Source organism: Janthinobacterium sp. P210006 (assembly GCF_036231885.1).
Taxonomy (GTDB): domain Bacteria; phylum Pseudomonadota; class Gammaproteobacteria; order Burkholderiales; family Burkholderiaceae_D; genus Janthinobacterium; species Janthinobacterium violaceinigrum.
In genome coordinates this window covers 69,903-89,722 of record NZ_JAZARD010000002.1, presented here as the reverse complement: position 1 = coordinate 89,722, position 19,820 = coordinate 69,903, and the positions used below count along the sequence as shown (strand labels likewise).

17 protein-coding genes are annotated in these 19,820 nt (G+C 63.8%); 6 read left to right on the top strand and 11 right to left on the bottom strand.

The annotated features are described in order from the left end of the window. Positions 1–1,092 (top strand): hypothetical protein, encoded by a 1,092-nt coding sequence (locus VPH41_RS08860; RefSeq protein ID WP_328569685.1) that lies wholly within the window; start codon positions 1–3, stop codon positions 1,090–1,092. Between the two features lie 64 nt (positions 1,093–1,156). On the opposite strand, the gene VPH41_RS08855 is transcribed toward VPH41_RS08860, so the two are convergent. Beyond that, complete coding sequence (locus VPH41_RS08855) at positions 1,157–3,580, bottom strand: membrane-bound PQQ-dependent dehydrogenase, glucose/quinate/shikimate family (RefSeq protein WP_328569684.1); 2,424 nt, start codon at positions 3,578–3,580, stop codon at positions 1,157–1,159. Between the two features lie 366 nt (positions 3,581–3,946). Here VPH41_RS08855 and VPH41_RS08850 point away from each other — a divergent pair, with 366 nt between their 5' ends. From VPH41_RS08850 to VPH41_RS08835, 4 genes are all read left to right on the top strand, one after another. Then, the gene (locus VPH41_RS08850) at positions 3,947–4,588 is read left to right on the top strand and encodes a hypothetical protein (protein ID WP_328569683.1); all 642 of its coding nucleotides are present in this window, start codon (positions 3,947–3,949) and stop codon (positions 4,586–4,588) included. 83 nt (positions 4,589–4,671) lie between these two features. Continuing rightward, positions 4,672–5,295, top strand: a complete 624-nt coding sequence (locus VPH41_RS08845) for a response regulator (protein ID WP_152284101.1) — start codon at positions 4,672–4,674, stop codon at positions 5,293–5,295. A gap of 4 nt (positions 5,296–5,299) precedes the next feature. Next, positions 5,300–5,692 (top strand): Hpt domain-containing protein, encoded by a 393-nt coding sequence (locus tag VPH41_RS08840; protein ID WP_328569682.1) that lies wholly within the window; start codon positions 5,300–5,302, stop codon positions 5,690–5,692. A gap of 30 nt (positions 5,693–5,722) precedes the next feature. Further along, positions 5,723–5,848 carry a hypothetical protein gene (locus VPH41_RS08835; protein WP_264372554.1) on the top strand — a complete coding sequence of 42 codons (126 nt, stop codon included), beginning with the start codon at positions 5,723–5,725 and terminating at the stop codon, positions 5,846–5,848. A 6-nt stretch (positions 5,849–5,854) separates the two neighbouring features. Here the strand turns inward: VPH41_RS08835 and VPH41_RS08830 are convergent, their stop codons facing one another. The 9 genes from VPH41_RS08830 to VPH41_RS08790 all read right to left on the bottom strand — a co-directional run bounded on the left by VPH41_RS08830 (position 5,855) and on the right by VPH41_RS08790 (position 18,517). Beyond that, on the bottom strand, positions 5,855–7,066 hold the full coding sequence (locus VPH41_RS08830) for an NnrS family protein (protein ID WP_328569681.1): 1,212 nt from the start codon (positions 7,064–7,066) through the stop codon (positions 5,855–5,857). A gap of 130 nt (positions 7,067–7,196) precedes the next feature. After that, on the bottom strand, positions 7,197–7,859 hold the full coding sequence (locus tag VPH41_RS08825; protein WP_071323820.1) for a response regulator: 663 nt from the start codon (positions 7,857–7,859) through the stop codon (positions 7,197–7,199). Between the two features lie 22 nt (positions 7,860–7,881). After that, positions 7,882–9,783, bottom strand: a complete 1,902-nt coding sequence (locus VPH41_RS08820; protein ID WP_328569680.1) for a type IV pili methyl-accepting chemotaxis transducer N-terminal domain-containing protein — start codon at positions 9,781–9,783, stop codon at positions 7,882–7,884. 122 nt (positions 9,784–9,905) lie between these two features. Next, positions 9,906–10,892, bottom strand: a complete 987-nt coding sequence (gene moaA, locus VPH41_RS08815) for a GTP 3',8-cyclase MoaA (protein ID WP_152284097.1) — start codon at positions 10,890–10,892, stop codon at positions 9,906–9,908. Positions 10,893–10,980: 88 nt separating this feature from the next. Further along, a complete protein-coding gene (locus VPH41_RS08810) occupies positions 10,981–11,727 on the bottom strand; it encodes a peptidylprolyl isomerase (RefSeq protein WP_328569679.1) in 747 nt (248 codons plus the stop codon). A gap of 139 nt (positions 11,728–11,866) precedes the next feature. Further along, positions 11,867–12,553 (bottom strand): respiratory nitrate reductase subunit gamma, encoded by a 687-nt coding sequence (narI, locus tag VPH41_RS08805; RefSeq protein WP_328569678.1) that lies wholly within the window; start codon positions 12,551–12,553, stop codon positions 11,867–11,869. A gap of 35 nt (positions 12,554–12,588) precedes the next feature. Next, the gene (gene narJ, locus VPH41_RS08800) at positions 12,589–13,257 is read right to left on the bottom strand and encodes a nitrate reductase molybdenum cofactor assembly chaperone (RefSeq protein WP_328569677.1); all 669 of its coding nucleotides are present in this window, start codon (positions 13,255–13,257) and stop codon (positions 12,589–12,591) included. Between the two features lie 9 nt (positions 13,258–13,266). Continuing rightward, entirely contained in the window at positions 13,267–14,817 is a 1,551-nt protein-coding gene (gene narH / locus VPH41_RS08795; protein WP_328569676.1) for a nitrate reductase subunit beta, read from the bottom strand. Position 14,818: 1 nt separating this feature from the next. After that, positions 14,819–18,517, bottom strand: coding sequence for a nitrate reductase subunit alpha (locus VPH41_RS08790; protein WP_328569675.1), 3,699 nt, complete (start codon positions 18,515–18,517; stop codon positions 14,819–14,821). A gap of 245 nt (positions 18,518–18,762) precedes the next feature. On the opposite strand from VPH41_RS08790, the gene VPH41_RS08785 reads away from it, so the two are divergent. Next, entirely contained in the window at positions 18,763–19,134 is a 372-nt protein-coding gene (locus tag VPH41_RS08785) for a ribonucleotide reductase subunit alpha (RefSeq protein WP_328569674.1), read from the top strand. On the opposite strand, the gene VPH41_RS08780 is transcribed toward VPH41_RS08785, so the two are convergent. Continuing rightward, positions 19,120–19,815, bottom strand: a complete 696-nt coding sequence (locus VPH41_RS08780; RefSeq protein WP_328569673.1) for a carbonic anhydrase — start codon at positions 19,813–19,815, stop codon at positions 19,120–19,122. The two genes, VPH41_RS08785 and VPH41_RS08780, sit on opposite strands and share 15 nt — an antisense overlap. Positions 19,816–19,820: the final 5 nt, after the last annotated feature.

Sequence of the window (19,820 nt, the reverse complement as noted above, 5' to 3'; positions counted from 1 at the left end):
ATGAAAAACCTCGACAAGGTAACGCCCTATGCATCGTCTGTTACACAGGGCGACTTGTGCACCATGACAACGCTCGTCGCTGAGACACAGGTATCGGCAAAAGACAGCATTGCATTTGCTGAAAAGACGCTGCTGGCGAACTATGTATACGGAAAAAATGGCACGTATAAGCTGATTTATACGATTGTTGAGGTGGATGGCGCGATCGATAACTACGCCGAGGATGACGGAATTTTGCCGACATTGTTCCTGAGTCCGGATCAGGAAAACTATGTGTCCGTCATCCCCTATCATCCTGACAAGGAACTGGAAATCAGCATTCCCATCTTTGATCGTGAAGACGTGGAAATACCGAAGGGTAGCCGTCCATTTACAGGAAACTTCATCGGGACAACGGAAACCTGTTCGATATTCCACGACGTGGATTTCTATGACAGCAAACCCGACAAGATCCTGGCCATCGAATTTATCAATGGAAAACTAAAAAAGAAAAACAATATCAAGGTCCCATTGCCCGCGAATAACAGAATCAGCATTGCCAACAAGGCGATTCATTTGCTGGCCAATGAAGACAGCCTGCTCCTGCACCGCGAGCTTGATGAAAAAGGCAATGTGATCCGGCATCGCGAAATCGACTCGGATGGCCTCTATGTTTTGCAGATATTAAGCGCTTCCTTCGACGGAGATTCTTATCTGCTGGCGCAGGAAAAAGACAAGCTCCTTATCCAGAAAATAGATGGGAATGGTGCCAGTGCCGTCATTGAATTGGTGGACTTTGCTGATCCATTGTTCAATACATGGCAGCCGGTCAACATCGGCGACGACACTTTCATCACCCGTTTCAATAGCGAGTTTGGAAACGGCTGGCTGACCACGAAAAATGATCAGTTATTGGAAATCTTCTATAGCAAAGGTGAGCAAGGCTACAGGAACTTGCTGACCAACGAGCTTTTGTCCATACCCCGTGACAACTTGATCATTTCCAGCATCAACAAGACGGGCGATCGTGCTTATGCGGTAGTGCTCTACCCGATGGCAGACGACAACGCGGGCAATGCCGAACTGATCGTCTTGAATCGCCGCTTGCAGTAAGGTCGGGCGCCTCAACGGCAGTTCATCCGCGGCATGGCCAGTCCATGCCGCGGATGCGTAGCGCTTATTTCGCTTTCCCCGCTTCCTTCACGGCTTCGTCCGGCAAGGCAAACGCCACCAGGCTATCGCCCATCTTCGTGCCCAGCGAACCGTGGCCGCCGGCCATCACCACCACATATTGCTTGCCCGTCTTGTCGGAGACATAGCTCATCGGCGTAGCCTGGCCGCCGGCCGGCAAGCGGGCTTTCCACACGGTCTTGCCATTGCGCACGTCGTAGCCGCGGATGTAGTAGTCGAGCGTGCTGCTGAGGAAGGCCACGCCGCCGCCCGTGGTGCTGATGCCGCCCAGGCTGGGCACGCCCAGCGGCAAGGCGATGGGCACGGGTGCGCTGTCGCGCGTGGTGCCGTTCTTGTGCATCCACACTTTTTTCATGGTGCGCAAGTCGACGGCGGCGATATAGCCCCACGGCGGCGCCTGGCAAGGGAAGCCCAGCGGCGACAGGAAAGGCTTGATTTCCACGGCAAACGGCACGCCCGTCTGCGGCTGCAAGCCCATTTCCGTGCCCGTCCCGCCCGGCGCATTGGCTTGCGCGCGCGGTACCAGGCGTTCCAGGAAGCCCATGTAGTCGGGGTTCACCAGCAGCAATTGCCGGCCCGGATCGACGGCCGCCCCGCCCCACTCAAAGATGCCCAGCGGGCCCGGCGAGATGATGGCGCCCTTGATCTTGCCTTCGGCCACCGTTTGCGGCGTGAACGGCCCTTCATAGCGGTGCTGGCGGAAGATGATGCGGCAAGCCAGCTGGTCGAACGGCGTCGTGCCCCACATATCCGTTTCGCTGATGTTTTTCTCGGGCAGGAAAGTCAGGGCCGAGAATGGCTGCGTGGGCGACAGGGTGTCGCCTGGGGCGGCATTGGCCGTCGGCACGGGTTTTTCCGGCGCCGGCACCACCAGGCTGCCATCGCGGCGGTCGATCACATAGATATCGCCCCGCTTGGTGGTGGCCACCACGGAGGGCACCTTGCCTTTCGGCGTGTCGATATCGACCAGGGTGGGCTGGCCGCCGATATCCATGTCCCAGATATCGTGGTGCACGGTCTGGTACACCCAGCGCACCTTGCCCGTCGCCAAGTCCAGCGCGACGATGGCGCTATTGTATTTCTCGCCATGGGGATTGCGGTTGCCGCCCCAGGTATCGGGGGTTTCATTGCCCATCGGGATGTACACCATGCCCAGCTTTTCATCCACGCTGGACACGCCCCAGGAATTGGGCGAATTGTTGGTGTAGGTCTTGCCATCGGCGATAGGCGCCGTGTCGTCCGGATTCGACGCATCCCAGTTCCACATCAGCTTGCCGGTGACGGGATCGTAGCCGCGGATCACGCCCGACGGTTCTTCCGTGGAAAAGTTATCTGTCACGCTGGCAGCCATCACCACCACGTTCTGCGCCACGGCCGGAGGCGACGTGGGCATCAAAAAGCCCCGCTTCTTCATGCCCATGCCGTGGTACAGGCCGATCACGCCGTTTTCGCCAAAGCTTTTGCACGCCTCGCCCGTATCTGCATTGACGGCGATCAGGGTCGCATCCATGGTGGGCGCGAAGATGCGGCGCGGACACTCCATGCTGGCCGCTTCCGGCAGCGGATTGTCCTTGGCGCGGCCCGCGTTCACGTCCCAGTAGGCGACGCCGCGGCAAATCATGTGCTGGTAGCTGGAGGCGTCGCGGTTGATCTTCGGATCGTGGCGCCAGAGCTCCTTGCCCGTGTCCGGGTCCAGCGCGATGACGATGTTATGGGGCGTGCACAGGTACAGCATGCCGTTGACCTTCAGCGGCGTGACTTCGTTGGCGATCTCGCCCGGGTCGCTCGGCCCCTTGAAGTCGCCCGTGTTGTATACCCACGCCTGTTTCAGCTGCGAGGCGTTGGCCGGCGTGATCTGCGCGGCCGGCGCGTAGCGGTCGCCATAGCCGGAGCGCCCGTACGCGGCCCAGTCGTTGGGCGCCACGCCCGGTGCGTAGTCGCCTTGCGGCGCGGCAGCCATGTTTTCCGCCGGTACTTCGCCGTGCAAGGTGTAGTAATCCTGGAACAGCGAGAACACGCCCACGGCGGCCGTCAGCACCACGGCGGCAAGCAAGGCGCTCTTGCCCGCGTCGCGCGGTTTCGCCCCGGCGGCCAGGGGCGGATCGAGGCGGCGGTCGATGAACGGCAGCAGCAGCCAGACGGCGGCGGCGAACCAGATGTCTAGGCGCGGCAGCAATTGCCACCAGTCGAACTTCACTTCGATGACGGACCAGATCAGGGTGGCAAACAACAGCAGCGCAAGAAACAGCTGGGCGCTGCGCCGTCCTTTCCACACGAGCGCGCCGGCAACTATCATGCCGATACCCGCCACGACGTAATACCAGGAGCCGCCAAGGCTGATGAGCCAGGCGCCGCCGCCGGCAAGCGCCAGGCCCAGCAAGATGAAGATGACCGCGGTGATGGTAAGCAAGGGTCCAGGCCGGGCAGAGGCAGTCATGATGCTCCTTTACAAGAGTCAGTCGGCGGCACGCGCCAGCGCACCGTATTTGAGGGCGATCAAGGAAATTGCATTTTTTCACTAATTGGCAAGGCGTGGCACACGCGAGAGCGCAATATTTCTTGCCGTGTTGCTTTTCGGGCCACATGCCAGGCGCGCCCGCCGGCCGAAAAAACAAATTTCCCAAATAAAATAAATATTGATCTAAAATGAAGCAATCGTGATTTTTGTTAAAAACGTTTCCCAAGCTGCAAGAAAACCGCAGCCGGACGTATTGAACAGGAGTTCCACCATGCCGCACGCCCCCCTCCGCCGCATCCGCCATTGGCAGCCTCTATCATGAGCGCCTTCATCTACACCTACCTGCTGGCCCGCAGCGACGGCATGACGCTCGTGCGGCCGGGCCTGGCCTTGACGGGCTTGCTGTTGCTGCTGGCCGCCCTGCTGTGGCGCCATCCGCGCCGGGAACGGCGCAACGGCGGCGAAGCGGCCGCTGCCGGCCTGTTTGAGCTGTTGCAGGCCCGCAGTGCCGCCCCCGCGGCGCCGGCAGCCAGCGGCGAACGCGCCGCGCCGCCCATGCCCGCCGCCCCCGAGCGGCGCACGCCGCCCTTCGAGCAAGCGCGTCTCGATGCCCTGTTTGGCGAAGACCGCGTGGTGCAGGGCGAAATCCTGGCCCTGTTCGTGGCCGAGACGCGCGACCGCCTGGCCGGCATCGCGCATGCGCTGCGCTGCGGCCGCACTGCCCCGGCCCGCGTGCTGGCGCAAGAGATATTCGACGCCAGCACGGCCTTGGGACTGGTGCCGCTCAGGCGCTTGTCGGGCGCGGCCGTCCATGCCAGCTTCAGCAATGACATCGAGGCGCAGCGGTCCCTGCATGCAGACCTGCTGGTGGCGCTGGAGGTGCTGTCGAGCGCCGTCACGCAGCTGCAGCAGCCGCAGTGGCGCGCGGAGCGGCGCAGGGGCGCGGAAAGCCTGCCCTGAATCAGATTCGCCAGATTTGATTAATTTGATTTACTGGCAGGCTCTGCGTATGATGCCCTCATCCCCAGCGACCTTGATCCCCCATGCAAGCAGCCGACGTCTGTACCACGCAAAAAGCCGCCGAGATCCTCGGCATTTCCGTCACCTCCGTGCAGCAGCTGGTGGAGGCAGGCGTGATCGAGGCGTGGAAAACCAAGGGCGGCCACCGGCGCATTCCCCTTGCCGCGGTGCATGCCTACAAGAGTAACTACGCACAACATAGCCAGGATGCACGCGCGCCACGCCCTGCCAGACAGTCGGGCGCCATGCTTCCCGCCTCCATCCTCGTGATCGAGGATAATCCCATGGAACGCGCGCTGTATCAAAAACAGATCACGTCCTGGGGCTTGCAGGTGAGCCTGCGCTTTTGCGAAAATGGCTACCAGGCCTTGATGGAAATTGCTCGCGACCAACCCGACATCTTGCTGGCAGATATCATCATGGAAGGCATCGACGGCTACGAAGTCATACGCACCATCCTGGACGACCCGCTGCTGGCCGACATGCATATCGCCATGCTGTCGAGCCTGTCGCCGGAAGAACTCGATGCGCGCGGCGGCGTGCCGCAGGGCGTGGTCTTCTTTGCCAAGCCCGTCAACTACGACGAACTGCGCGGCTACCTGCGGGCCTGCTGCGCGACCCACGCGCGGCGCGGCGCGCCCGCCTGAGGCCATGCAGCCCTACCGCCACATCGACCCGCCCCAGCTGCTGCGCGCCGCCTGCCAGGACTTGCCGCTGTTTCGCTCGCTGTGCCAGACGTATCTCGATATGGCGCCCGCCATGCTCGCGCATCTGGCGCAAGCCGTGCGCAGCGGCACGCCGCAAGCCATCCTGCGCAGCAGCCATGACTTGCGCGGCAGCGTGGCGCTGCTGGGCGCCACAGCACTGGTGGCGCGCCTGACGGCGCTGGAACAGCTGGCGCGCCAGCAGGAACGGCCCGCGCCGGACTGGCTCGACGGCACCATGCACCTGCTGGCCCAGGTGGAAGCGGAAGTGCGGCGTGGCATGGCCGAGTATGCGGCGGCTGTCCCACAGGAACAACAAATTCCTGTGAGCAAGTGTTAAAATTACATCTAATCAAATTTGGGGGACAAGATGATCTGGTGCCGTGATCTGCTGCTGAAAGCCCTCATGCTGGGCATGCTGATCTTTATCGTCGGCGAATCGCTGTCCTACTGGCTACCCGACCTCAAAAAACTGCTGCTCTGGTGGCGCGCCTGAGACGCGTCAGCCTTCGCGCCCGTCCACCCTGGCGCGCCACAGATAGGGCGCGTACACGACCGCATACAGGATAAAGGCCAGGGTCCAGCACAGCCCTGCCGCCAGCAGGAACGGCGGCAGCAGCGAGGCAGGACCGATGGCCGCCAGCAGGCGCGCCAGCGCCCCCAGCTGTATCAGCCAGTACATCGCCGCTTCCGCCCTGCCCGCCTTGAGCGGACGGCCCGTGTGGCCCAGGGTGGTGCGCGTCATCATGCCGATGATCAGGCCCGCCATCGAGCCCACCGTCAGCGCGTGAAATGCGGCGCTGGCCGGCAGCAAACCCAGGCTGGCCAGCGCCAGCAGCGCAAAGCCCACGCCTATCCACGCATACGACAGGTGCAAGATCCACAGCAACGGCACGCGCACGGTGCGCTGCGGCTGCCAGGCCAGCAGATTGGCCAGCGACACGCCGGCAGCGCAGAAGGCCAGCGGTGCCGTCAGCCAGGCCGGCGCGCCGGCCAGCCACGCGATGGCGGCGGCCGCCATGCAGGCCACGGCGGCCAGCGCCCGCTTCGGACTGGCCACGGGCGTGCTGCCCGGCGCGCCATTGCGGGTAAACATGGGGATCACGCGCGCGCCGATCACCGACTCGATCAGCACGATGATGAAGATGGCCGCCTGCACGGGCACGAACAGCGACAGCGGCAGCCAGCCCAGCACGGCAGCGTGGAACAGGCCGTTGGCCAGCGCCAGCAAGGCCAGCAAGCCGACGAGGAACAGGTTGCGCGTGTTGCCCGAGCGGCGCAGCACACTGTACAGTGGCCAGGCGGCCAGCGGCAGGAACAGCCACTCGACCAGCGCCGCCACGAAGCCAGGCCCGCACAGCATGGCGACGCGCCCCGCCAGCCACAGGCCCGCCAGCGCCATCAGCAGGACGCCGTGCGGCGTGGGCAAACCCGTCCAGTTGCGCCCCGCCGTGTATAGGAATCCCACGACGACGGCCAGCGCAAAGCCGAACACCATCTCGTGCATATGCCAGCCCAGCCCCACCTGCAGGCCGCCCGTCAGCATGCCCGTATAGCTGGCCAGCCACAGGGGAACGCTGATGGCCGCAAACACGGCTGCCAGCAGGTAGAACGGGCGAAAGCCCAGTTGCCAGACGGCGTGACGGGCATGCCAGGGCGCGGCGCCGGAGGACGCAGCCCGGGTGGATGGTTCGCTGATGGGACTGATGGCCATGATGGACTCGCCTTTAAAGATATATTCAATATACTACTTTAAAAGTACAGATCTCACCATCGGCAAAAAGGACTAGAAGAATACATGGAGATAGCTGCAGGGCCTGGCCCGGCGGCCAGACCCCGGAAGGCTACTTGCCCTGGCGGTGCTCGACCGCGTACACGGCCGCCTGCACGCGGCTGGTGAGGTTGAGTTTTTTCAGCACGTTCTGCACGTGGATCTTGACCGTGCTTTCGGCCAGGTCGAGGGTGCGCGCGATGCCCTTGTTGCTTTCGCCGCGCGACAGGCAGTCGATGATTTCCTTTTCGCGCGGCGTCAGCTTGTCGAGTTCCGACACGGGTTCCTCGCGCCGCGTGCCCGCCTGCAGCTGCGCCACCAGCTTGCCCGTCATCGCTTCGGCGATGACCACTTCGCCGGCGGCCGCGCGGCGGATGGCGCGCACCAGGTAGTCGGCGTCGATATTCTTGATCAGGTAGCCGCAGGCGCCCGCGCGCAGGGCCGTCGCCAGGTCTTCCGCGTCTTCCGAGACGGTCAGCATGACGATGGCCGTGTCGGGACAGTCGTGCTGCATCAGCTGCAGCGCTTCCACGCCCGACATGCCGGCCATGTTCAGGTCCAGCAGCACCACGTCGGGCTGCAGCTGGATGGCGCGCTTGATGCCTTCCACGCCGTCGGCCGCCTCGCCCACGACGGAAAAATCGGTATGCCGCTGCAGCAGCGAACGTATGCCGCTGCGGAACAGCGCGTGGTCGTCCACCAGCATGACGGTGATCGGTTTGACGGGAGTCTCCATTTTTATACTTTCAGGTAGTTGCTTAGGCGGCGCGGCGCTGCTCGCGCGACAGGTGCAGTTCGACCGTGGTGCCGCCGCCGGGACAGGCGTGCACGTCGAACGTGGCCTCGATGCGCTGCGCGCGCTCGCGCATGATATGGATGCCGACATGGCTGTCGCCCTTTTCCAGCACGGCTGCGGCGTCGAAGCCCACGCCATTGTCGCTGATCGTCAGGGTGAAATCCTGGTGGTCGGCCAGGCGCACCTCGACATGGCTGGCCTGGGCGTGCTTGCGGATGTTCGACAGCGCTTCCTGCACGATGAATAATAGCTGCAATTGCTGCTCGCGGGGGAACGGCGCGCCGTCGACGTCGGCCAGCAGCTCCGCATCGATGCCCGTCTGGCGGCGGAACTTGTCCAGCGCCGCGCGCAGGGAGCCGATCAGGTCGTCCTCCATCAGGCGGCTGCGGAAGTTGGCCAGCAGCTCGCGCACGTCTTCATAGCTTTCCTTCACGCCCGCGTGCAGGGCCGGCACGATGCCCGCCACTTCCTCGAAACGGGCATGGCGCACGGAGTCGTCCAGCATCTGCACCTGCAGGTTGAGGAAATTGAGGCTTTGCGCAATGCTGTCGTGCAGGCCCTGCGCCACCAGGTTGCGCTCTTCGGAGACGGCCATTTCGCGTTCGCGCGCGGCCAGGCGCAGGTTTTCCAGCGCAATGCCCAGCAGCTGGCCCAGGGTTTCCAGCAAGGCCAGCTCGCGCGCCGAGAACACGCGGGCCAGGCGGAAATGCAGGTTGAAAAAGCCCATGTGCTGTTCGTGCGCGTGAATCTGGAACACGGAGACGGTGGCAAAGCCCTCGCGGTGGCAGCGCAGCTCGTGCGCCTTGTCGATGCGGCGCATGTCGTGCACCTTCGCCACCTTCATCTCGACGGCCGTGCCGCACAGGCAGTCGCCCACCTTCAGGCAGTGCTCGGACGCCACCAGTTCCTCCGACAGGCCGTGGTGCACCACCATGTGCAGGTTGCCCCGCTCCGCGTCGAGCACGCGCACGGTGGAGCCGTCCGCCTCGAAATAATCGACGATGCGCTGCATGAAACCGCCGCAGATATCTTCCAGCGGCTGCGGGCGCTGCAAAAAGGCGGCGCTTTCGTACAGCAGCGCCAGTTCGCGGTTGCGGTACTCCAGGGTGGCCGTCTTGCTGCGCACGCCCTCCTCCAGATTGCCGTACAGCGCCTGCAGGCGGTCGGCCATCTGGTTGAAGCCGCTGGCCAGCTGGCCGAATTCGTCATTGCTTTCCACGGCCAGGCGCACGCTGAAATCGCGCTCCTTCATGCGCTGCATGCCCAGGCGCAGGCGCGTCACGGGCTCGATGATGAGCATGAACATCAGGTAAATCATGCTGACGGTGCCGATGACGGCCATGCCCACCAGGATCAGCTGCGAGGCGCGCAGCCAGAAGGTGCGCTGTTCGCTATCGTGCTCGATCAGGCGCACCAGCTGGTCGACCTGGCCGACGAAGGTGTCGGCGTCATGCTCGAACTGGCGCGCGCGCGCCGTGCTGTCGGCGGCCAGCGCGGCCGGGCGCAAGGCGCCGCGCCAGGCGGCGCCGATGCGTTCGAATTCCCACTTGATGGCCGTGCTGGGAGGCAGGAACAAAGGGCGCTGCGGGTCGCCGTGGCCGATCTTGGCCAGGGTTTCGTCGATCAGCAGCGCCTGCTGGCGCGCCTGCTCGCGCGCGTCGCTGGCGATCAGCAGGGTCAAACGGTAGGTCTGCATGCGCAGCCGGCCCGTCTCGTTGATGGCGGCCGAGCTGCCCTCGAGCTGCCACGACAGGAACAGGGTGCAGCCGATGGCGCTCAGGGCCAGCACGAGCATGAGCAGCAGCGCGCCGACGATCTTGGTCGACAGCTTCTGCCAGGAGGAAAACATCGCCTTGAATTTCATACCGCCCCTAATAAATGCCTGTTTGTGGTTCCTATGCCGTCAAGTCAGCGACATCGTTCCACCCACAAGCCAAGATCCGGGGTCAGACCCGGCGGGTCTGACCCCGGCATTGACACCGCCATTCATCCACCGGTCTGCGCCATGAACCGCACGATCTTGTCCGGCTGCGTATTGAAATCGTGCTGCTGCGGCTTGAGTTCGATGGCGGCGCGGATCGCCGCCTCGATCTCCGCATCCGTGGCCCCGCCGCGCAGCATGGGGCCGAAGGCGAATTTCTCTTCCTGGCCCAGGCACAGATACAGGGTACCATCGACGGACAGGCGCACGCGGTTGCAGGTGGCGCAAAAATGCTGCGACATGGGCGTAATAAAACCGATGCTCGCGCGTCCATCCCGGGTCGCCATGTAGCGCGCCGGCCCGCCGCCCAGTTCTGTTGCCTGCGGCACCAGGCCGAAGCGGGCCGCCAGACGCTCGCGCACGGGGCCCAGCGGCATGTAGCAGGCATTGCGGCCCGTGCTGCCCATGGGCATGGCTTCAATCAGGCGCAGGATGAATTGCTGCTCGATGCAGAACGCGGCCATGGCCTCGATCTGGCCGTCATTGACGCCGCGCATGGCCACCATATTGATCTTGATCGGATCGAAGCCGGCCGCCTTGCCCGCCATCAGGCCGTCGAGGATGGGCTGCAGGCTGTCGCGTCCCGTGATCTGCTGCATGCAGGCGCGGTCCAGCGAATCCAGGCTGACATTGATGCGGTCCACGCCCGCCGCGCGCAGGGCTGCGGCATGCTTGCCCAGCTGCGTGGCATTGGTCGACAGCGACAGGTCCTGCAGGCCGGGCAGCGCGGACAGCCGCTGCGCCAGCTCCGGCAGCTTTCGCCGCAACAGGGGCTCGCCGCCCGTCAGGCGCACGCGGCGCGTGCCCAGGCGGACAAAAATACCCAGCAGGCGCTCGATCTCGTCGAACGTCAGCCAGTCCTTCGGCTCTTCGAAGCCGCGAAAGCCCTTGGGCATGCAATAGCTGCAGCGCAAATCGCAGCGGTCGGTGACGGACAGCCGCACATAATCGATAGCACGGCCAAAACGGTCCTGCAACTTGACGCTACCCATGACGCTACTCCTGTTTCTTCCTTGATTGTAAAGGCTGGGACACGATCTGGCTGTGCCCCAGAAGGCCTAGCGGCCTACGCCTTCCGGTCTATTGCACTAAAGGACTGGCTGTGCCTTCCAGCGCGATGCCGGCGATCTCGGCGCGGCCCACCAGCAAATGCAGATACTGATGCACGGCCCGCTGCCACGCGGCGCGCGACAGGCGGTCGGCGATCTGCGCCTGCACCGCCTCGTAGGCGATGGCCTGGCCTTCGACCCGGCGCAGCACTTGCACGATGTGGTAGCCGAAGCGCGTTTCCAGCAAATGGCCGGCCAGCGCGCCCGCTTCCAGGCGGAACAGCAGCGCGTCGAACTCGGGCACGCTCTGGCCCGGCGACAGCTGGCCCAGATTGCCCCCCAAGGCGCCCGACGGGCAGTTCGAATACTGCGCCGCCAGTTCGCCGAAGCGCTCGGGCGCCAGCTTCAATGCATCGAGCACGGCTTGCGCCGTGGCCCGCAGCAGCTCCAGGGGCGCTTCCGGCGTCACCTGGAACAGGATGTGGCGCGCCTCGACCAGCGCGCCGCTGCAGAACAGCTGCGGGCGCTGCGCATAAAAGGTGCGGCAGGCCGCATCGTCGGCGGGCGGCACGCGCACTTCCTGCGCAAACAGCGCCTCGATACGGTCGTCATCGCTGCCGCCCTGCACGCCCAGGCGCTGCGCCTCGTCGAGCAGCAGCCGGCGCAGCACCAGTTCATGCACGGCCTGTTTCAGCGGATTGCCGGCACCGTCGTGATGCGGCAGTTCGCGGGCAATGTCGGCATCGTCGATATCGATGCCATTGACGGAGATTCCCATCTTACTTTCCTTCCATAAATAGCCTGAAAAATCGTCGCGAGCGGAGATGAGTTGCGGCTGAGAAGCGCAGCTGTGCGCATGCACAGTGAGCATCGCAGGCCGCAAATCGCTGCGCGCAGCAGATTTTTCATGGCGTTTTTTAACGGCGGCGCACCAGTTGATAGGCGCGGCCCAGGTAGCCGATGGCGCCAAAGCCGCTCCACACGTGCACCAGGCGGGTGAACGGGAAGATGACGAACAGCGACATGCCCATGAACAGATGCAGCTTGAAGACCAGCGGCGCATCGACGATGAAGCTGGCCGCATCGGCGCGGAACGTGACGATGTGCTGCGCCCATTGCATCAGCAAGACCATCATGTGGCCATCCATGTGCGAGGCGGACACGAAGATCGACGACAGTCCCAGCAGCAAGGTCAGCAGGATCCACACCATCACCAGCTTGTCGCCGGCCGTGGTGACGGCGCGCAGGCGCTCGTTGGAAAAGCGGCGCACGAGCAGGATCAGGATGCCGGCCAGGCACAGGCTGCCCATCACGCCGCCGGCCGCCATGGCCACGCCCTGCTTCAGGCTATGCGACACGCCCAGGGTATCCCACACCCAGACGGGCGTGAGCAGCCCGGCCGCATGGCCGAACAGCAGGCCGATGATGCCGATGTGGAACAAAATATTGCCCAGGCGCAGGCTGCCACGGTGCAGCAGCTGGCTGGAATCAGACTTCCACGTGTATTGCTCGCGGTCGAAGCGGATCAGGCTACCGAGAAAAAAGATGGCCAGCGCGATGTACGGGTAGATGCCGTAGACGAATTGATGCAGATAATGACTCATGATGTACTCCTCTTCATGCGGATGCCGGGCGCCGCTCAGGCGGCGCGCCGCGGCTGCGGGTGAAAATGCACGGGATGGACGCCGCCCGCGACCTGGCCCGGGCCCTGGCGCAGCAGCGGCTCGACGCCGTCCGCGCCGGGACCGAAGGTTTCCAGCGCTTCATCCATGTCGCGCACCGGCGGTTCGGCCAGCATTTCGGCCGCCACGGGACTCAGACGTTCGAGCAAGGTGAAGACAGGCGCGTACGGGCTGCCGTTGGCCGCCAGCTTGCGGCCGATGTGCGCCAGCACGTGGACGGCGTCGCCCAGCAGCGGCGCCGAAACCGCCTCGTCGAGCTGCGCCAGGAATTCCAGGAACAGGGGCACGAAGTCGGGCAAGTCGTCGCCCACCATCTGCAGGCCGTGGCGCTTGTATTCCTCCATCAGGTCGACCATGGCCTGGCCCCGATCGCGCGATTCGCCGTGGATATGCTCGAACAGATGCAGCGAGTGCGACGGATTACGGTCGAAGGTGGCCACGTACTGCTGCTGCAGGTCGATCAGGCTGCTGCTTTCCAGGTGCGCCAGCAAGGGCCGCAGCAGCGCGTGCTGTTCCGGCACGGCCGCCAGCGCCGCGTCCAGCTGCGGCAGGTGGGCGATCAGCTCGGGCTCGGGATACAGCAGCAGGCGAGAAAGGACTTGGTAGTGATGCATAGCGTGTTCCATATGAGCTCCTTAAGCGCCTGGCGCCGTTTTGCGCGACTTCGGCATCTGCATGAAGATGGCCGAACCGTGTTTTTTCTTGCCGAACAAGGTAGGCTCGCTCACCCCGTCCGAGCAGCCATTGCCGAAGCTGAAGCCGCACGATCCCTTCTCGTTGAAGCTGTCCTCCGCCATTTCCTTGTGGCTGCTGGGGATGACGAAGCGGTCTTCGTAGTTGGCGATGGCCATGATGTGGTACATGTCTTCCACCTGCGCCTTGGTGAGACCCACTTGCTTGAGGACCGTGAGGTTTTCCACCTTCTCGACCGTCTTGCTGCGCATGTAGGCGCGCATGGCCAGCATGCGGTCCAGCGCCGAGACGATGGGCGGCTGGTCGCCGGCCGTCAGCAGATTGGCCAGGTACTGCACGGGAATGCGCAGGCTTTGCGTGTCCGGCAGCATGCCGTTCACGCCCAGCTTGCCCGATTCGGCGGCCGCCTGGATCGGCGACAGGGGCGGCACGTACCACACCATCGGCAAGGTGCGGTATTCGGGGTGCAGCGGGAACGCCACCTTCCACTCGACGGCCATCTTGTAGACGGGCGACTTGACGGCCGCATCGAGCCACAGGTCGGGAATGCCCTGGCGGCGCGCCTCGGCGATGATGGCCGGGTCGTGCGGATCGAGGAACAGGCCGAGCTGCGCCTGGTACAGGTCCTGCTCCTGCGGCACGGAGGCAGCCGCCTCGATCTTGTCGGCGTCGTACAGCAGCACGCCCAGGTAGCGGATGCGGCCCACGCACGTTTCCGAGCACACGGTAGGCTGGCCCGCTTCGATGCGGGGGAAGCAGAACGTGCACTTCTCCGCCTTGCCGGACGACCAATTGTAGTAAATCTTCTTGTACGGGCAACCGGAGATGCACATGCGCCAGCCGCGGCACTTGTCCTGGTCGATCAGCACGATGCCGTCGTCTTCGCGCTTGTACACGGAGCCGGATGGGCAGGACGCCACGCACGTCGGGTTCAGGCAATGCTCGCACAGGCGCGGCAGATACATCATGAAGGTGTTCTCGAAGGTGCCGTACATCTCCTTCTGCATGTTGTCGAACAGTTTATCCTTGCTGCGCTGGGCGAATTCGCCTCCCAAGTCATCTTCCCAGTTCGGGCCCCACTCGATCTTCTCCATCTTTTTCCCCGTCAGCACGGAGATGGGACGGGCCGTCGGCGGCGTCTGCGACAGCGGCGCGCTTTGCAGGTGCTCGTAGTCGTAGGTGAACGGCTCGTAGTACTCGTCGATGGCGGGCAGGTTGGGGTTGGCAAAGATGTTCGCCAGGATCTTCAGACGGCTGCCCTGGCGCGGCTCGATCTTGCCTGCATCCGTGCGGCGCCAGCCGCCATTCCACTTGTCCTGGTTTTCCCACTGTTTCGGATAGCCGATGCCCGGCTTGGTTTCAACGTTGTTGAACCAGGCGTACTCGACGCCGTCGCGGCTCGTCCACACGTTCTTGCACGTGACGGAACAGGTGTGGCAGCCGATGCACTTGTCCAGGTTCAGCACCATGCCGATTTGCGCTCTGATTTTCATACTATGCTCCTTCTTCCTGCAACGGGCCTTCCAGCCAGTCGACCTTGTTCATCTTGCGCACCAATACGAATTCATCGCGGTTGGAGCCCACCGTGCCGTAGTAATTGAAGCCGTAGGCCAGCTGGGCGTAGCCGCCTATCATGTGCGTGGGCTTGGGCACGGCGCGCGTCACGGAGTTGTGGATGCCGCCCCGCTTGCCCGTCATCTCCGCGCCAGGCACGTTGATGATCTTTTCCTGCGCGTGATACATCATCGTCATGCCGGCCGGGATGCGCTGGCTGACGATGGCGCGCGCCGTCAGGGTGCCGTTCACGTTGAAGACTTCGATCCAGTCGTTGTCGACGATGCCGGCCGCCTGCGCGTCGATTTCCGACAGCCACACGTGGGGACCGCCGCGCGACAGGGTCAGCATGCGCAGGTTGTCCGAATACGTGGAGTGGATGCCCCACTTCTGGTGCGGCGTCAAAAAGTTCAGCGCCAGTTCCTTGTTGCCGTTCGGCCGGGTGCCCAGCAGCGCTTCCGTCGTCTTCGTGTTGATGGCCGGCTTGTACACGCACAGCCCTTCGCCGAAGTCGCGCATCCACAGGTGATCCTGGTAGAACTGCTGGCGGCCCGTCAGGGTGCGCCACGGGATCAGTTCATGCACGTTGGTATAGCCGGCCGTGTAGCTCACTTCCTCGCTTTCCAGGCCCGACCAGGTGGGCGAGGAAATGATCTTGCGCGGCTGCGCCTGCACGTCGCGGAAGCGGATGCTGTCATGCTCGCGCGGCAGCGCCAGATGCGTGTGGTCGCGGCCCGTGATGCTTGACAGCGCGGCCCAGGCTTTCACGGCCACGTGGCCATTCGTTTCCGGCGCCAGCGACAGGATCATCTCGGCCGCATCGATGGCCGTGTCGAGGCGCGGCTGGCCCTGCGACACGCCCTCGTCGAGCACCGTACGATTGATGCCGCGCAGCACGTCCACTTCATGGCCCGTTTTCCAGGAAATACCCTTGCCGCCGTTGCCGATGGTTTCCAGCAGCGGGCCGATCGAAGTGAACTTCTTGTAGACGTCGCGGTAATTGCGCTCGACCACCGTCATGTTCGGCATGGTCTTGCCGGGAATGGCCTCGCATTCGCCGGCGCGCCAGTCCTTGGGATCGAAAGGCTGGCCCAGTTCGCCCGGCGTGTCGTGCATCAGCGGGGTCAGGATGATGTCTTGCTGGGTGCCCAGGAGCTCGCCGCCGATTTCCGAGAATTTCTCGGCGATGCCCTTGTAGATTTCCCAGTCCGACTTCGATTGCCACAGCGGCTGCACGGCTTCCGACAGCGGGTGGATGAACGGATGCATGTCCGAGGTGTTCAAGTCATCCTTTTCATACCAGGTGGCCGTCGGCAACACCACGTCTCCGTACAGACACGTGGTCGACATGCGGAAGTCCAGCACCACCAGCAGATCGAGCTTGCCTTCGGCGGCCGGGCGCACTTTCACCTGCTTCGGCGTGAGGCAGTCGTCCTCGTCGCTGAGCAAGCCGTTCTGCGTGCCCAGCAGGTATTTCAGGAAGTACTCGTGGCCCTTGCCCGAGCTGCCCAGGATGTTCGAGCGCCAGACGAACATATTGCGGGGGAAGTTGGCCGGGTTGTCCGGGTCGTCGCACGAGAACTGCAGCTGGCCCGCCTTGATCTGGTCGAGCGCATATGCGGCCGGCGCCTGCCCTGCCGCCTTGGCGGCCTTGGCCACTTCCAGCGGATTGGTTTGCAGCTGCGGCGCCGATGGCAGCCAGCCCATGCGCTCGGCCTTGGCGTTGTAGTCGAGCAGGGTCAGGTCGCCCGTGGTGCCGGCGGCCGATGGCGAGGCGATGTCGCCCGTTTCCAGCTTTTCATGGCGCCACTGGCTCGTATGGGCATAGAAGAACGAGGTGCCGTTCATCTGGCGCATCGGGCGTACCCAGTCCTGGGCGAAGGCCAGCGGCGTCCAGCCCGTTTGCGGACGCAGCTTTTCCTGGCCCACGTAATGGGCCCAGCCGCCGCCCGACTGGCCGATACAGCCGCACATCATCAGCATGTTGATGATGCCCCGATACGTCATGTCCATGTGGTACCAGTGATTCAGGCCGGCGCCCACGATGACCATGCTCTTGCCGCGCGTCTGGTCCGCATTTTCCGCGAACTGGCGCGCCACCGTGATGACGTCGGCGCGTTTCACGCCCGTGTGCTTTTCCTGCCATGCCGGCGTGTACGGCACGTCGTCGTCATAGCTTTCCGCCACGTTTTCGCCACCGAGGCCCCGGTCGATGCCGTAGTTGGCCAGGGTCAGGTCGAACACGGTGGTCACCAGGCCCGTGCTGCCATCGGCCAGGCGGATGGTTTTCACGGGTACTTTGCGCAGCAACATGTCGGCCGCGTCCTTGCCGCCGAAGTAGGCGAAGCCCACTTCCGTGACGGCGTCGCTGTCGTTGATCATGGAGAGCATCGGCACGATGGGCGCACCACTGCCGCCCGCCTTCTGTTCCAGGTTCCACTTGCCCGACTCGCCCCAGCGGAAGCCGATGGAGCCGGCCGGCGCCGTGATCGCCCCCGTGCTCTCGTCGATGACGAGGGTTTTCCATTCCGGATTGTTGGTTTCGTCGAGGTTGTTGTCCAGGTGCGAAGCGCGCAGGAAGTAATCGGGCACCAGGGTGCCGTTGTGCTCCTTGAGCAGCACCAGCATGGGGAAGTCCGTGTACTGGCGCGCATAGTCGCGGAAGTAGGCGCTCTGCCCTTCCGCATGGAATTCCTTGAGGATCACATGGCCCATGGCCAGCGCCAGCGCGGCATCCGTGCCCTGCTTCGGCGCCAGCCAGATGTCGCCGAACTTCACCATTTCGCCGTAGTCGGGCGAGATGGCCACGGTTTTCGTGCCCTTGTAGCGCACTTCCGTGTAGAAGTGGGCGTCCGGCGTGCGCGTCATCGGCACGTTCGAGCCCCACACCATCAGATAGGTCGAGTTGTACCAGTCGGCCGATTCCGGCACGTCCGTCTGCTCGCCCCACACTTGCGGACTGGCCGGCGGCAAGTCGCAGTACCAGTCATAGAAGCTCAGGGCCACGCCGCCGATCAGCGACAGGTAGCGCGTGCCGGAAGCATAGCTGACCATGGACATGGCGGGAATCGGCGAAAAGCCGACGACGCGGTCCGGGCCGTATTTCTTGATCGTCAGCGCATTCGCGGCGGCGATGATCTCGTTCGATTCATCCCACGTGGCGCGCACGAAGCCGCCCAGGCCACGGATGGATTTGTACTGCTGCGAGCGCACGGGGTCCTGGCTGATCCAGTCCCAGGCCGTGACGGGGTCCATGGTCTTGCGCGCTTCGCGCCACATTTCCATCAGGCGGCCGCGCACCATCGGGTATTTCACGCGCTGGGCCGAATACACGTACCAGGAGTAGCTGGCGCCGCGGGGGCAGCCGCGCGGCTCGTGGTTGGGCAGGTCGGGACGCGTGCGCGGGTAATCGGTTTGCTGGGTTTCCCAGGTGATCAGGCCATTCTTGACATACACCTTCCAGCTGCACGAGCCGGTGCAGTTCACGCCATGCGTGGAGCGGACGATCTTGTCGTGCTGCCAGCGCTGGCGGTAGGCGTTTTCCCAGGTACGGTCTTCATCGACCACGGTGCCATGGCCGTTGGAAAACGGCTCGGCGGGCTTGCTAAAAAATTTCAGGCGGTCCAGAAAGTGACTCATGCTACCTCCACATTGCGCCGCGGACAGCGGCGCCAGGTCTTAAAAAACGCTGCAAGCACGATGGCTCAAGCGTCGATACAAACAGTCTAGCGATGCGCCCCGCGCGGCGGTATTGGCAAGAAGTCGGTTTCCGGCACCAGGAATGCATAGGCGCGTAGTCACCCGGATAGTCACTATTGCCTATGGGCGCCGCAGCCACGCTGCGGTATACCTGTCGCCATCGTTCAACTGTGAGAAAGAGCACCATGCCGATTACCGATTACGCCAGCCTGCTGCGCAGCGCCCGCAACCAGGAACAGCCGCAACGCCTGCTGTTCACCTTTACCCAGGCGCAGGCGCAGCCTGGCGGCCAGGGCAAGTCCCTCACGCCCGTGATGTGCGCCGACAAGCTGCCCGATGAACTGGGCAGCTTCGAGACATTGAAAGAGGAGTCGAGACAGATGCAGACGCACTGGGACGTGGTCTTCGTGGCAGGACTGGCGGGCCAGGACGGCCAGCCGCCCGCGCCGCACGATTGCGAGGCGCCCCTGCGCGCCATGGTGACGGCCATCGAACAAGGCCGCATCGACAGCCTGCTGGCGTTTGACCGCAGCGGGGATTTGTTACGTTTTAGCTGAATCCGGCCAGGGGCGCTCGTGCAAATGCCGCGCGCGCTCTATCGGACACACCAGCGGCAAAAACTGCTGCTGGCGCGCCGAATACGCCATCAGCGCCCCGCTGTCGATGTCGAAATACCATCCATGCAATTTCAACAATCCCTGCTCCACCCTGCGCTTGAGCCAGGGGTAGGTGAGCAGGTTGTCCAGCGACTGCAATATGCTGGCCAGTTCGCACGCATGGTGCTGCTCTTCCGATGAACGGTGCGCCAGCTCGCGCCGCACGCGCTGCGCCACCGGTTCGGCGATGCGCATCCACTGTCCCACGAAGTCCGTTTCCTGGTCTTGCGCGCGCGGCTGCGGCTGCAGCAGCGCGCGGATGCCGCCGCAGCGCGCATGCCCGAGCACGATGACCCTGGCCACTTCGAGCTTGCAGACGGCGAACTCGATGGCCGAACTGACGCCGGGCGGCGCGTCGGGGGTACACGGCGGCACCAGGTTGGCGATATTGCGCACGACGAACATGTCGCCCGGGTCGCTGCCCGTCAGCAGCATGGGATCGACCCGCGAATCGCAGCAGCCAATCAGCAGGGTCGAAGGCCGCTGGCCGTCGCGCAGGCTGTCGTACAAGGTCTGCGGCTCGCTGAAGTACTGCTGCTGAAACAGGCTGAAGCCGTTGACGAATTTTTCCAGTTCTTCCATTTCTA